This window comes from Albirhodobacter sp. R86504 (genome assembly GCF_042466415.1).
Lineage (GTDB): Bacteria > Pseudomonadota > Alphaproteobacteria > Rhodobacterales > Rhodobacteraceae > Albirhodobacter.
The window spans coordinates 75,820-89,920 of record NZ_JAXHCH010000003.1 but is presented as its reverse complement, the minus strand read 5'-3'; the positions used below and the strand labels follow the sequence as shown (position 1 = coordinate 89,920).

The following is a 14,101-nucleotide window of genomic DNA, read 5'->3' as shown; positions in this document are numbered from 1 at the left end:
TCGGGATGCCGGGCCGCCAGATGGTCGCCCCGGGAGATAGGAACATAACCGTGCGCCGCAGTCGGGCTTAACTCTCCAACTCCACGCCATCATCCCACCAGCCCTCATCGATTTCGGGGCGGGGGATCGCTGCGAGAAGCGATCTTGTGATCTCGGAGCTCGGGTTATCAAAGACCTCCGCCACCGCCCCGTGATCGACGATTTCACCGTGGTGCAGAACCACAACATGATCGCATAAATGCCGAACGACGGAGAGATCATGGCTGATAAACGCCAATGTTAGACCCATATCGCGGGCCAAACTCGCCAGTAGCGCGAGCACTTGGGCCTGACTGGACACATCAAGACCCGATACGATCTCATCCGCGAGAATAAAGCGCGGACGCAGCGCGATCGCCCGTGCAATGCCGACGCGTTGGCGTTGCCCCCCCGAAAGCTGATGGGGGTAGCGATCCGCGAAAGCCTCCGGCAGCCCCACTTTTTTCAACGCCGCAATCGCCGTGTCGCGCGTCGCGTTGGTGCCGTACCGCTTCAACGGCTGGGCGATGATTTGCCAAACTTTATGGCGCGGATTGAGCGACGACATCGGATCTTGGAAAATCATTTGCAGATCGCGGCGCAGCGGGCGCAGCGCGGGTTCGTCCAGCGCGCCAATCTCTTGGCCGTCGAAAATGACCGCGCCGGAATCGGGCGTGAGCAGGCGCACAAGCACGCGGCCCAAACTGGATTTCCCCGATCCGCTCTCCCCCACAATTCCGGTGATTTTTCCCTCTGGGAAGTCCAACGTAAGCCCCTTGAGAACCTCGACCCGGGGCGCGGGGCCAAACAAGGGTTTGGCATCACGGTCCGGAAAGGACAGCCGCAGATCACGGATCGAAAAGAGCGCGGTTTGAGGGGCGACAGTCATCGCGTGATCCTTCCAAATCGGGTGGACTGCCGAGCGAAATCGGCATCGGCCTGCGCAGTCTCGGCCCACAGCGCGTCAATCAACGCAGGCGGCACGGGTTGGAACGGGTTTTGCGTCACATGAGGCGTGGGCGTCGCGGCGATCAGCGCGCGCGTATAGGGGTGCGCGGCGGCGTTAAAAATCGTGCGTGTCGGGGCATCCTCCAACACACGGCCCGCGAATAACACGGTGACCTCCTGACTGATTTTCGCCACCACCCCCATATCATGCGTGACGAACAAAACGGCCGTTCCGGTTTCGCTTTGCAACGCACGGATCAGGCGCAAGATTTGCTTTTGCACCGTCACATCGAGCGCAGTGGTGGGTTCATCCGCGACGATCAATCGCGGCGAAGGGGCGAAGGCGGCTGCGATCAAAATGCGTTGACGCATGCCGCCCGAAAGCTCGTGCGGATAGCTGGTCATCACCCGTTCGGGCGCGCGAATATGAACGCGCTCCAGCAATGCGCGCGCGCGCGCAAGGGCGCGTGGCTGGCTCCAACCGTGAATGCGGATCAAGGGATCGATGATCTGCGGCCCGATTTTGCGCACAGGGTTGAGCGCAGTCAGAGGATCTTGCGGGATCAAAGCGGAAATCTGCGCCACTGTTTCCCGCCGTTTTTTGAGAGACAGCGACCCAAGATCAACCCCGTTGAGCAAAATCTCACCGCTCGCCATGCCGATATTGGGCGGCAAAATGCCCAAGACCGCTTTGCCGATCATCGACTTTCCCGCGCCGCTTTCCCCGACAAGCGCCCGCACCTCGCCGGCCTTCAGCGTCAAAGACACATCGCGCAGCAACCGAACACCGTTCGGCAGACGCAGATTGAGATTGCGGATTTCGAGAGTGTTTTGCGCCGGATCGTTGGGCGTCGGAGTCATCATTGCAGCACCGGATCAAATTGTTTTTTAAGGCCCTCGCCAAGCGTTGAGAAGCTCAACACCGTCAGGAAAAGCGCGATCAGCGGAAACAGCAGAACCCACCACGCGAAATGGATCGCGCCGCGGCCCTCCGCGATCATTGATCCCCACGTTGGATCATCCGACGAGATCGACAGGTTTACGAAGGATAGGATCGCCTCGACAATCACGGCGATCCCCATTTCCAACGTCAAAAGGGCGATGATCGCAGGCATCACGTTGGGGAGGATCTCTCCGATCAACGTCGCGAACCGGCCAGCGCCGCCGATGCGCGCGCTATCGACGTAGTCCATCTGCGCCTGCACCATCGTTTCGGCGCGGATGACGCGGGCGAAGCGCGTCCAGTCGATCAGGGCAATCGCCGCGATCACAGACCAGAGTCCGGTGCCCATTACTGCAACCAACAACACAGCAAACAGCACCGGCGGAAAGGCCATCCAGATATCCACCAACCGCGAGATGACGCGATCCCACCACCCCCCGAAATACCCTGCAAGCATCCCCAACGCCGCGCCAAATAGACATGCCGCGCTCGCCGCGACGATGCTGACAAACAGCGCGATGCGTGCGCCGTAAATCATCCGCGAAAGCACATCACAGCCAAGGCTATCAGTGCCGAGCCAAAATCCGGGCTCGGTGCCTGCGAGGAAAAACGGTGGCAGGCGTTCAAGCATGAGATCTTGCGCAAGGGGATCATGCGGCGCGAGCCAAGGCGCGCCGATGGCGGCACCGATAATCACACCCACCCATACGAGGGGCAGCCAAAGGCGCAGATTGACACGACGATATGCGCGCGGGGGGGAACGGGTGGCATCAACCATGTCGCAACCTCGGGTTTAAAAGCGTGTAGGACACATCAACGGCGAGATTGATAAGGGTAAACAGCGCCGCAAACAGCAAGACGATGCCTTGGATGAGGGGCAAATCACGGTTGATCACCGCGTCAATCGCCATGTTTCCAAGGCCCTCAAAAGCAAAGAGCCGTTCGACAATCACCGTCCCGCCGATCAGGAAAGTGAACTGCACGCCGACCAACGCGATGGTGGGAAGCGCCGCATTGCGCAGCGCCTCGCGCAGGATCACCGATGTCTCCGAAAAGCCCCGCACGCGCGCGAGCGTCGTGTAATCTTGTCGCAGCACTTCCTTGAGGTTCTGTTTCAGGAGCTGCGCAATCATCGCAGCCAGCGGCAGCGCGAGAGACATGGCAGGCATCAACATATGCGACAAAGTCGAGCTAACGACATCAAAACGGCCCCGCAACAAGCCCTCCATCACGAAGAAATTCGTTGTAAAATCGATATCAAGCCGCGGATCGACCCGCCCCGAAATCGACAGCACCGGCCAGAGCACACCAAAGAGCAGCACGAAGATCAGGCCCCATAAGAAATCAGGAATTGAGAGGATCGCGCCGCTCGTCATATCGATCGACACTTCGGTTCCCGTGCCGCGAAAGCGCGCGCCAAAGACCGCCGCCGCGCCGCCAAGTGTCAACGCGATCAGCAGGGCCATCGTCGAGAGTTCCAATGTCGCAGGGAGGCGCGCGAGAACAAGACCAAGCACCGGTTGGCGTAACGTGATCGAGGTGCCAAAATCGCCCTGAACAACGCCGCTTACCCAAATCCAAAATTGCGCGGGCAAGCTTTTGTCAAACCCGTAAAGCGCCGTGAGCGCGTCAATATCTGCCTGTGTTGCGCCGGGCGGAAGCATCATCGAAATCGGATTTCCCGGCGCCACGCGCACGAGGGTAAAGACGACAATAGCCACGCCGAAAAACGTCACTGCGGTGGTCAGAAGGCGGATGAAAACAGCTTTGAATAGCATGGCGCCTCAATTGGCAGGGGCCTGACTTAAATCGCGTCGCGCTCAAGTCAGGCCGTTCCAGACCCGAGCAACCTCGGGTCTATTTACAAGCAGTGCATTACGCTTTCGCGATGGCCTGCGGCAAAAGATCGCCCGACGTATAGGGCGTCACGGACAGCGCCGCGTTGAACACGATCGGCATCACATATTGCAAAATAGGGATCACATATCCCTCCTCAGCGATGTAACGAGACACGTCCCGATAGCCTTGCAGACGCTTTTCTTCATCCGCTTCAACGAAAAGCGGCCCGATTTTCTCAACCAAATCGGGGCTATCCCACACCGCATGCGGCGATGGCCCGAACATCGCAAAGCCGGTGGAGGTCGACGGATCACCAATCGAGTTGCCCCAATTGTAGAACGCAGCAGGCGCGAGTTGATCGGTGGCGCGCAGTTCGTAATGCTTCGCGATCTCGTAAACTTCAATCTCCGCCTCAATCCCGACCTTGCGCCACATTCCGACAATCGCCTGAATCATCTCGTAATCTTTGGGCTTAAACCCGCGCGTGGTCTGGATCGTGAATTTCACAGGATTGTCGGTCGAAAAGCCCGATGCTGCCAATAATTCTTTCGATTTCTCAGGATCATAATCGACCGTAATGCTCTCGTCATAGGCGGCATATCCGGGCACTTCGAGGGTCGAGAGCGCCACGCCATATCCGCGCAAAAGGCGATCAATAATCAGTTGTTTATCGATCGCATGATGCGCCGCAAGACGGACGTTTTTATCCAGCATCGCATCAATATCATTGAGGAAAATCATCCCGATATCGGTCACAGGTATCGCCGCGCCCGATAGGCCATCCAAGGCGATGAGCCGGTCATATTCCTCATAGGGAATATTGGTCGTGACATCGGCATTCCCCGATTCCACTTCCGCCACGCGAGACGCAGCATCGGTCGAGAACTTGATGGTGACGCTATCGAATGCCGGCGCATCGCCCCAATATTCGGGGAACGCTTTGAGGCGCACGTAGCTGCCCTGCTCAAACGCATCGACCATGTAAGGGCCAGTGCCAATCGGCGCTTTTTCGAACCCTTCAGCCCCAACACTTTCATAGTAGTTTTTCGGCAAGACAAAAGCCGTCAAGAACGCCATCCATTTGAACAAGGCCGGTTCAAAATCAAGCACATCGGCGGTGATAACCGCGCCGTCCACTGTGAAATTCCCGATCTTCGACCAGACGAATTGCATCGGATTTCCGGTGTCCGGGGCGGCGGCGCGCGTCAAAGACCAGACCACATCTTCCGGTGTAAACGGATCGCCGTTATGCCATGTCACGCCCTCGCGGACGGTCATCGTGATCTTGGTTTGATCGTCGTTGAACCCCCATTCGGTCAGCAGGCCGGGCGCAAACGTCAGATCGGGCGCCTGCGCGATATAGCGATCAAAAACGGCGAGGTAGATCGATTGCAACGCAGGGTTCACCGCCGCGGGGCCGGTGGTCGGATCCCAGCTTTGCACCGGAAGGTTATACGCAATCGTCAGGCTCTCCGTCCCTTGGGCGGACAGGGGCATACCTGAGGCGATTAACGCGCCTAGCGCCACTGATCCCCCCATGAAGCCGCGCCGTGAAACGTCGATTTTTACTGTCATGTGTTGAACTCCTGTTGGAAAGGAACGGCTTTTTTAAGCTCTATTTCTTTCCTTAGTCTGCTCAACTTTCATTTATATTTAAAGTAAAATCGACAGCGGCAGAGCAGTTTTAATCGCGCGCGCGTCCAAACGGGCTATTTCACGCGCTGTGCTGCGAAAAAGCCCGATGCCGCGCCTGTGCCAGCGCCAGGCCAACATGCCGCGCCGATCAGTGACAGCCCCGCAATCGGCGTGCTGCCATCCGCATATCCACGCAGCGGGCGGAAGAAGAAGTTCTGATCCAAATGATGGGAGCCGCAAAGTTGATCGCCCCCGACGAGATTCGGATTCCCCGCCTCGAGATCGCGCGGCGAGACAACCGTGCGCGAAACGATATGCTGGCGAAGGTCCGGCGCATGTTCCGCGATCAAATCCAAAGCGCGATCGGCCATCAGCTCTTTTACAATTTCCCAATCTTTGCTGGTGATAACTCCCTTCGCATCCCCGACAATCTCCGCCGGAACAACGCGCACCTGCACCCAAAGTGTATGATGCCCTTCGGGTGCGCGGGTCGGGTCGAACAAGGTCGGCTGGCCCACAACCAATAACGGCGTTTCGGGCAGCAAGCCTGCCACCGCTTGCGCATAGGCGCGGGCGCCTGTGTTGATCGATCGTCCGATATGAACATAGGCGAAGCGGCCAAGATCGCCCGCCATCCACGGAACCGGCGCGTTCAACGCAAGATGAATCATCATCGTGCCGGGCGCATGGCGGAAGCCCTCCAGCCCCTTATCAAAGCGCGGCGCGTCGGTTTTGCCAATCAACCGCAACAGATGCTTGGGCGCAAGGCACGCAAGAATATTTGATGCTTCAACTATCTGGCCGTTCACAATCACTCCGGTGACAGACCTGTCTCGATGCAAGATCTGCGTCACCTCGCAATTGCATTCCACCGTGCCGCCATGCGATTCTATCATCGCGATCAGGGCGGTCACCGCCGCATCCGCCCCACCCTTGCCGATGACCATCCCCATCGCCTGAGCGCCCATCGCTTCCAGATAGGGGAAGATGGCCCCGCCCGCGATATCGGGCGCGAAATCCAGATGCAGACCCCAAGTGGACAGTGCGGCGCGCAAACGTGGGTCCTCGAACGTCTCATCCAGCCATGCACGCGGCGACCGGATCAAAAAGCGCGCGATATCGAGAGTGGCGCCGATGCCAAGCGCGCACCATGTCCGCCACAGGAATTTTGCCAAAGGCCAAGGGCGCATCGGCGTGCCTAGCAACCCGCCGACCACTGCGGCACGGGTTGGGAAATCGGTCATCAAATCCCGCCAAACCTGTTTGTCGGCGTCTGATCGGAACGTTGCGAGTGTCTCCTCCACATCCGTGCTCACGCCGAGATAGTCGCCCGGTTCCAAAGCTTGCGCAAAAGGACGGCTGATCGGCACGAATTCCATCCCGTGCTTTGCCATCTCCGCACCATGCTTGGCCATAAACGCGGAGCCTGCGAACATAGACAGGTTCATCGCCGCAACGTCATGCCGATAGCCCGGCAAGGTCAATTCCTCGGTCCGCACGGCCCCGCCTGCGCGTGGCCCTCGCTCCAATACCCGAACCTTCTTCCCCCGCGCGGCAAGATCAGCGGCCGCAACAAGCCCGTTAATTCCGGCGCCGATGATAACAATGGGCTGGCTCATCTTATTTCCCCGCGAAGCTCTGGATCGTCGCGAGCGCGCCGGTGAGCGATTTGCCCTCGACATCATCCAATGCGGCTGTCCGCAATCGGCGCATCCAATCCGCGGCATCTGACCGCCCCTTGAGCAGATCAAGCGCCCCCATCACCCGCGCGAATTTCGACAGGCCGCGCGAATGGGTATCCGAATAGCCTTTGATCAATCGGTAATTCGCAAGCAACTCCGCCGCGAGCGCCGGATCGGATTTTGCCTCCGCGAGGACGGTCGTAAACCATGCGTCGACATGGGCCATTTCTTGATCGTGGCGCAGGAGCTTGCGGCGGATCGGACGCAAGGACGACACCGCCCACAACATCAAAAAGCCGCGCAGGCTATCGGTGCGAATACGCCGACCCTTGTCAAAATGCTTGGTGTAAAACGCCTTCAGCCGATCGCTTTTTTGCACCCGTTGACCAATTGCGCGGGGCAAGGTGGTGGTGAATTCTTCAAATCTAGGATGGAAATATTCCGTCAACATCAGAACTTGGCCATCCTTCACGATGACCTCGTCGCGAACCCGCTGAAGTCGCGTGGCGCGGGTTTTAATATCCGCAACGCGCAGCAAATCATCGTAACACAGCGCCCGCGCGCAGTATTTTGCGCCACTGATCGTCAACGCATAAGGATCGCAATCCATCGCGGCGAGCGTCTCGACCATATCCAGATAGTCAGAGCCGTAATCGACGTCTTGATAATCCACGACCTTTTTCAACCCCAGCGCAGTCATATCCTGCGCGGCGGACGGCAGGGCGGCAACGCGCGCCTCCAGCTTGGCCCATTTCGGCTTGAGCGCGTCGGGGACATGCAAAACGCGCATCACTGGCGCAGGCGCGCTCGGGGCGGCGGGGGCCGGTTTGGTCCCATCGGCAATGTCATACGCGTCATTAAACGCGCGCAGGCTCGCCTCAACGCCGCGCCCCGATTTGCGGATGATGTCCTCATAGCTCTCGCGCGGGAAGGGCAGGGCGCCCGACCCCGCAAGCGCGCCAAGCAAAGATGACGAAATCACCGACCCCGCGTTTTTCGCAACAGTTTCCATATCAAACGCCACGACTTGGTCGGCGGCGATCCCCATCGCGGCGATGACATCCGCCTCCTCGGCACGGCCATCCCCGGGGGCGATTTTCTCAGAAATCGCGGCGATACGATGCGTGGATGTGATCAGCGTCGTGCGCCCCGGCGTGACAAACCCCCGCATGATCGCGCGCCCGCCTTCCATCAATTCCGAGGCGACGAGAATATCGACATCGCCAATCGACGGAGACAACGAAAACACCGGCGCACGGCCCGTATCGCGGCACATCTCGACATAATAAATCGTCGCACCGGTCCGCTGCGCGACCCCCGCAACCGAGGTAGATTGCGCGCGGTAGCCGTTGGCTTCGGCCACAGCGACGATCCAATTGGTCAGAACGCCGCCGCCTTGGCCGCCCACCGCAAGCGCCGCAAGCGTGATGATTTTCTCTCCGTCAGGGCCGGGGGACCGGCGGGCGATGATCGGATTGGATTGAATGGTCATTGGGCGATCCTCAGGCAAAAGCTACGCGTTTGGCGTCGCGGCGGCTTTGCAGCCAAGAGATAAGTTTTGCGCTACGCGATGCGCGGCGTTTCTCGGAATTGCTTGGGTTAGACACGATTTCAGCTTGGAAAAACGATGGGCACAGCACAGCCGCATCGGCCACCTCTCCACAGTTTCCGCACCCGACGCAGCTTTGATCAATCGCGGCCACCGGATCATCGCGCAGCGGATCGCCCGTATCTTTCACCGACAACGAAGGACAGCCCGAGAGGCGCATACACGCGTGATCGCCCGTGCAAATATCCTCATCCACGCCAAACCGTGGTCGCACAACCCGCGCCCCGTCCTTCGCCGCTTTCGCCAGCATCGGCTTTTCACGGCGCTGTTTGTTGAGCATGCATTCCGATGACGCGACGATGACTTTGGGGCCCTCCGCCTCGGTGGTCAGCGCCTCTTTCAACGTATCGCGCATTTTGGTGACGTCGTAGGTGCGGTCGATTTGACGGATCCATGTGACGCCCATGCCTTTACAGGCATCGACAATCGAATTTTTGGTTTGTTTGCTTTTGTTGGTCGCCCGCGAGGACAGGTTGTCTTGTCCGCCAGTCGCCGCCGAGTAGAAATTATCGACGATTATGATGACGTTATCGGATTTATTGAATACCGCATTGCCGATCGAGGAGGTCAGGCCGTTGTGCCAGAACCCGCCATCCCCCACGAATGAGATCGAGCGTCGCCCCCTTTTATTCTCGTTGTGAAACGCGGCGGCGGAGGCGGGGCCAAGCCCGTAGCCCATCGTCGTTGCCCCCAAATCAAACGGCGGCATGATCGAGAACAAATGGCATCCGATGTCGGAGGAAATGTGATGCTCGCCCAGTTCCTCCTCGACCAGTTTCGTCGCCGCAAAAATCGGGCGCTCGGGGCAGCCGGTGCAAAATCCGGGCGGGCGAGCCGGTAGCGATTTCGACAAATCCGGGATCGCCAAAGGTGCTTCATTCTGCGCAATTTTGGTGACGGGCAACATATCGGGCGCATGTTCGGATAAGAATGCGCCGATCCCATCGACCATCACCTGGCCCGTATATTCGCCGCCCATGGGCAGTTTGCCTTTCCCCTCCAGCTTCACCGTCGCGCCGGATTTATAGAGCATATGCGCGATTTGTTGTTCGATGTAGTTGGGGTGGCCTTCCTCGACGATCAGCACGGCCTGTTTGCCCGCGCAGAAATCCAGAATTTGGCGATCGACCAGCGGGTAGATGCAGTTGAGGGTGAGGATGTCGAGTTCCGTATCCCCGTAAAGATCGGCAAGCCCGAGCCGATTCAACGCGCGGATCACGGTATTATACGTGCCGCCTTGGATGATCAGCCCGATCTTGTCGCTCTGCGTGCCCATCCGCTCGTTCAGGCCATGCTCGATGATATAATTCTGCGCGGCAGGCAGGCGTTTGGTCAGCTTTTCTTGCTCATGAAGATAGGTCGCGGGGGGCAATACGATCCGGTCGAGCTTGCGCGCAGGGGTTTCCAGCGCGTCGGAAACCGTCATCGGCGGGCGCTTGTTATCACAGGCGTCGAAACTGCCGTGCACATGGCACGACCGGATACCAACTTGCAGCATAACAGGCGTGTTAGACACTTCTGACAGGGCGAAACCATCCCCCACCGCTTTCACAATTGCGGGCAGGTTCGGGCGCGGGTCGAGCATCCAGACCTGCGACTTCATCGCAAAAGCATAGGTGCGCTCTTGCATGATCGATGAGCCTTCGCCGTAATCTTCGCCAACGATGATCAGCGCGCCGCCCGTGACCCCCCCGGAAGCCAGATTGGACAAGGCATCGGAGGCCACATTGGTGCCCACCACCGATTTATACGTGACCGCCCCGCGAATGGGATAATGCACCGACGCGGCCAGCATCGCGGTTGCCGTGGCCTCCGAGGCAGAGGCCTCGAAATGGACGCCGAGATCGCCCAAAATCTCCTGCGCATCCGACAAAACATCCATCAAATGCGAAATGGGCGAGCCTTGATACCCCCCGACATATCCGACGCCGTTTTCCAACAGCGCCTTGGTGATCGCCAAAATCCCCTCGCCAGTGAATGTCTCACCCGCCCCTTGCTTGAGTTTTTGGACTTCTTTGGCGAATGATCTCTCAGCCATGGGATTTTCCTCATTCTAAAGTGTCGCAAACTGACGCCAAGCGGGCCTGCGTTAAGTGGGCTTGGGGTCAGAAATCGTGATGACGAATGTCGTAAAAAATCCGCAACAACATCTGTGTCAGGACGGCTTGCTCGTCAGGGTCGAGCGCCGAGAGCATGGTATCGCGCATCCCCAGCATCGTCGGCCACGCGGCCAGATATGCGCTATGCCCCGCGTCAGTCAGCCGGATCAGACGCACGCGGCTATCGCCGTCGCGGGCCTCGCGCACCACCAAGCCTGCGGCTTCCATAGTGTCTAACGTGCGCGATAGGGTCGATTGCTTGATGACGGTGAGCACAGATAATTCGTTGATGGTGCACGGGCCGCTTTCGGTTAAAACCACGAGCGCGCGCATTTGGGCCACCGATACGCCCGCCTCCTTCAGGCCGGCTTCGACGCCCTTGTTATACCGCGCCATGATCCGGTTCATCAGATAAGGCGCGAATGCCTCAAGCTCTTCAGCGCGGTCGATCATGCGCCGAGTTCCTTTGCCGTGAGATACCCCGATCCGCCCGAAAGGCCCGGCCCTGGGTGCGTCGATGCGCCGATGTGATAGAGGTTTTCAATACCCGTGCCGTGGCGAACGGTGTCGGCAAAGGGCCGCCAAAGGAAAAACTGGTTTAAGGAGCACGCGCCACCGTAGGGATCGCCGCCGACGAGATTCATATTATAGCCTTCCAAATCCGCAGGCGAAATTGCGCGGCGCGTGACGATGCTGTCCGCGAACTGCTCTATGTGGGTCGCCAAAATGGCCTCGATCCGGTCGGCGTAAGCTTCGCGCAGCGCCTCAGTCCAACGGCCATCCGCTGGCGCCTCGATCTCGCCCCGCGCATCCCCTTTGATGTGGCGCGGCGCCTCGGGCATTTGCAGCCAAAGCACCGATTGCCCGTCCGGCGCGCGCGACGGGTCCGCCGCGCAGGGTTGCCCAACGCAGATCGTGGGAACATCGGGCAACATCCCGCGCTCCGCCTCGTTTCCCGCCTTCGACACACCATCGAGCCCCGGCGTGAGGTGCAACAGCTGAACCGTTTCCAAGCCTGCGGTCTTCCACCTCACAGGACCGTTGAGCAGGTAGTGAAGCTGGAAATTTCCCTTGCCGTATTGATACTTACGCAAGTCGTCCGATTTCGCCGGCGTTGGCGCAAGGCGGTTGTAAAGCTGATCGGGCGTGACAGATGCGAGCAGTTTACTCGCATAGATCTCCTCACCACTGCCCAAGCGCAGGCCGGTAGCCTTGCCCGCGGAGACAGTGATCTCGACCACCTCGGAGGAGGTGCGCACCGCGCCGCCATGATCTTCGATGATCGCGACCAGACCCCGCACGAAATTTGCGCTGCCGCCTTTGACGATCGGCGCGCCTGCGGCCTCCAAAGCGAAGCCGATGATCTGGCCCATTTGGCCCGAAAAGGCGGCCTCCGGCCCAAGGCCCGCGTGCAGACACCACGGCGCCCAAAGGGCGCGGGTCAGGTCACTGTCAAAGGAGGTTTCCAGCCAACCGCGCATGGATTGCAACGCGCCGCCCATCGTCGCGGCCAAGCCGCGCGGTTTGCGACGCCAACCCTCTTTCGCCAACACTTTCGCCGTAGATTTGGACCAAGGATCGCCCCCCATCAGCCCGAAGATAAGCTCTGCATCGCCGCCAAACGCATCGAGATCGGCGGCAAGCTGTGTCCCATCGCCAGCACTTGCGGCATTGAACGCAGCCGTATTCGCCGCGCGGTCCGTTTTATAGACCAACGCCCGCCCATCGGGCAAAACAACGCCCGTGGGTGTATCGGTTGCACAAAACTCGACGCCATGACGCGCGAGATCCGCGCCAAGCGCCGCATGCGCCGCGCCCGTCACCCAAAGGACAAAGGTTGTGGCGAGGGGATCATACGTGACCCCCTCGGCCAAATGCTCCGAGCGCATACACCCCCCCGCAACCGGCTCCCGCTCAAAAACAACGACCCGCTTGCCCGATTTCGCAAGCATTGCGCCCGCGACAAGGGCGTTGATGCCGCTGCCAATGATGGCGATATCGGTGGATGTCATGGCGCGCTCCTCGGTCAGGCGGGGATCAAAGCGAGCGCCCGGATCGGGGAGCCGGTGCCTTTGACAATCTTGAGCGGCGCGGTGACGAGGATCGCCCCCTTAGGCGGCAGCTGATCCAGATTGGTCAGCGATGCGAGCCCGTAGCGATTGTGTTTGTGGAGCAAATTATGCGCCGGAAACGGGATTTCGAACCCCGCCGCCGCACCTGCATCCGTGCCGATACATTGCGTGCCCCAACCGAGCGCCTTTTTCTCCTCCATCAAATACACGATGGCTTCCGCAGATGGCCCGGGAGTGTGCGGACCGGTTTCGTCGGCGTTGAGATATTTGCCCTCATCGTCGTTGAACTGATCCCAATCGGTGCGCATCAAAACCCATTCGCCCTCGTTGATCTCGCCGTGCTCGGCCTCCCATGCTTTCAAATGCTCAACCGTCAGCAAGAAATCGGAATCCGCCGCAGCTTCTTTCGAGCAATCGATGACATTGGCAGGCGCGACGAATTTCTGAGGATCAATCGTATCCACCGATCCATCGGCGTAATCTTTGCCGGTGATCCAATGATGCGGCGCGTCATAATGGGTGCCCGAATGCTCGCCGAGTTTGAGCCAGTTCCACGCCCACCACGGGCCGCGATCACCGTAGGCGGAAATCTTGTGAATTTCGACTTTCGGCGTGTCGTCGGCCAAGTCCGGCGGCAGTTTCAAAAGGGGTGTGTCAGGTCCGAGAGGTGCGGTGCAATCGACAACTTTGATCGAGCCGTCGAGCAGGCCGGATGCGACATTTGCGAGGGTGTCTTTGGTGGTCATTTGAGGCTCCCAGTGGTGTTCGTTTTCGTGTTCTTATTAGGAGCTATGCAAATGCATATATTTTATTTCTTCAAGTCCAAAGTTTATTTTGGCGCAAGAATACCGCTGAGGTAGATTGCCCCGTCGCGCATTGGGGCGATGTTTGGCGGCGCGGAACGGCCTAAAAACGTTGCATTATCTGTCGTTCAGAGGCCTTTCCCGGTATTGCAGAGGATCGGTTTGACGATGCTGGTCTTTTGGCACCACGCACAAATAATACGCGAAATATGGACCTTACGCGGGGTTTCGCCGTGAAACTCAAAGACTCACCTGCCTTAAAATTGTGAGTCGCCGGATCAATATTTCCACCGCGCTCCTGCATTGCCATTGCGCTTTTGGCACAGATCGCGGCGCGCGATGGGGGCGCGCGCGCGTGACGGAAGCGATCTCGCGCAAAGAATTTATTGAAGCTTAAAGTATCATATGCAACTATGCGGTAACGGCGCGCGGCGCGAACCGGTGCCCCGCGCA

Annotated in this window: 11 protein-coding genes; all 11 read right to left on the bottom strand. The window is 59.0% G+C overall.

The window, feature by feature from the left end; all coding sequences use genetic code 11:
• Positions 1–67: 67 nt before the first annotated feature.
• Positions 68–907, bottom strand: a complete 840-nt coding sequence (locus tag SJY32_RS16075) for an ABC transporter ATP-binding protein (protein WP_376878073.1) — start codon at positions 905–907, stop codon at positions 68–70.
• A complete protein-coding gene (locus SJY32_RS16070; RefSeq protein ID WP_376878070.1) occupies positions 904–1,830 on the bottom strand; it encodes an ABC transporter ATP-binding protein in 927 nt (308 codons plus the stop codon). The genes SJY32_RS16075 and SJY32_RS16070 overlap by 4 nt, the downstream gene beginning before the upstream one ends.
• Positions 1,827–2,687, bottom strand: a complete 861-nt coding sequence (locus SJY32_RS16065) for an ABC transporter permease (protein WP_376878067.1) — start codon at positions 2,685–2,687, stop codon at positions 1,827–1,829. The genes SJY32_RS16070 and SJY32_RS16065 overlap by 4 nt, the downstream gene beginning before the upstream one ends.
• Positions 2,680–3,687: an ABC transporter permease gene (locus tag SJY32_RS16060; RefSeq protein ID WP_376878064.1), complete on the bottom strand. Its 1,008-nt coding sequence runs from the start codon at positions 3,685–3,687 to the stop codon at positions 2,680–2,682. The genes SJY32_RS16065 and SJY32_RS16060 overlap by 8 nt, the downstream gene beginning before the upstream one ends.
• 97 nt (positions 3,688–3,784) lie before the next feature.
• On the bottom strand, positions 3,785–5,323 hold the full coding sequence (locus SJY32_RS16055; RefSeq protein ID WP_376878061.1) for an ABC transporter substrate-binding protein: 1,539 nt from the start codon (positions 5,321–5,323) through the stop codon (positions 3,785–3,787).
• 134 nt (positions 5,324–5,457) lie between these two features.
• The gene (locus SJY32_RS16050; RefSeq protein ID WP_376878058.1) at positions 5,458–7,002 is read right to left on the bottom strand and encodes a phytoene desaturase family protein; all 1,545 of its coding nucleotides are present in this window, start codon (positions 7,000–7,002) and stop codon (positions 5,458–5,460) included.
• 1 nt (position 7,003) lies between these two features.
• Entirely contained in the window at positions 7,004–8,557 is a 1,554-nt protein-coding gene (locus SJY32_RS16045) for an indolepyruvate oxidoreductase subunit beta family protein (RefSeq protein WP_376878055.1), read from the bottom strand.
• A 10-nt stretch (positions 8,558–8,567) separates the two neighbouring features.
• Complete coding sequence (locus SJY32_RS16040; protein ID WP_376878052.1) at positions 8,568–10,712, bottom strand: thiamine pyrophosphate-dependent enzyme; 2,145 nt, start codon at positions 10,710–10,712, stop codon at positions 8,568–8,570.
• A gap of 67 nt (positions 10,713–10,779) precedes the next feature.
• Entirely contained in the window at positions 10,780–11,226 is a 447-nt protein-coding gene (locus SJY32_RS16035; RefSeq protein WP_376878049.1) for a MarR family winged helix-turn-helix transcriptional regulator, read from the bottom strand.
• Entirely contained in the window at positions 11,223–12,785 is a 1,563-nt protein-coding gene (locus SJY32_RS16030; protein ID WP_376878046.1) for a phytoene desaturase family protein, read from the bottom strand. Before SJY32_RS16030 ends, SJY32_RS16035 begins: the two co-directional genes overlap by 4 nt.
• Before the next feature lie 14 nt (positions 12,786–12,799).
• Complete coding sequence (locus tag SJY32_RS16025; protein ID WP_376878043.1) at positions 12,800–13,591, bottom strand: cyclase family protein; 792 nt, start codon at positions 13,589–13,591, stop codon at positions 12,800–12,802.
• Positions 13,592–14,101: the final 510 nt, after the last annotated feature.

What these genes read in the sequence shown, in the direction of transcription:
- SJY32_RS16055 (WP_376878061.1), bottom strand. Translation starts at nt 5,323, where the DNA reads ATGACAGTAAAAATCGACGTTTCACGGCGCGGCTTCATGGGGGGATCA.
- SJY32_RS16065 (WP_376878067.1), bottom strand. Translation starts at nt 2,687, where the DNA reads ATGGTTGATGCCACCCGTTCCCCCCCGCGCGCATATCGTCGTGTCAAT.
- SJY32_RS16030 (WP_376878046.1), bottom strand. Translation starts at nt 12,785, where the DNA reads ATGACATCCACCGATATCGCCATCATTGGCAGCGGCATCAACGCCCTT.
- SJY32_RS16070 (WP_376878070.1), bottom strand. Translation starts at nt 1,830, where the DNA reads ATGATGACTCCGACGCCCAACGATCCGGCGCAAAACACTCTCGAAATC.
- SJY32_RS16060 (WP_376878064.1), bottom strand. Translation starts at nt 3,687, where the DNA reads ATGCTATTCAAAGCTGTTTTCATCCGCCTTCTGACCACCGCAGTGACG.
- SJY32_RS16025 (WP_376878043.1), bottom strand. Translation starts at nt 13,591, where the DNA reads ATGACCACCAAAGACACCCTCGCAAATGTCGCATCCGGCCTGCTCGAC.
- SJY32_RS16045 (WP_376878055.1), bottom strand. Translation starts at nt 8,557, where the DNA reads ATGACCATTCAATCCAATCCGATCATCGCCCGCCGGTCCCCCGGCCCT.
- SJY32_RS16050 (WP_376878058.1), bottom strand. Translation starts at nt 7,002, where the DNA reads ATGAGCCAGCCCATTGTTATCATCGGCGCCGGAATTAACGGGCTTGTT.
- SJY32_RS16035 (WP_376878049.1), bottom strand. Translation starts at nt 11,226, where the DNA reads ATGATCGACCGCGCTGAAGAGCTTGAGGCATTCGCGCCTTATCTGATG.
- SJY32_RS16040 (WP_376878052.1), bottom strand. Translation starts at nt 10,712, where the DNA reads ATGGCTGAGAGATCATTCGCCAAAGAAGTCCAAAAACTCAAGCAAGGG.
- SJY32_RS16075 (WP_376878073.1), bottom strand. Translation starts at nt 907, where the DNA reads ATGACTGTCGCCCCTCAAACCGCGCTCTTTTCGATCCGTGATCTGCGG.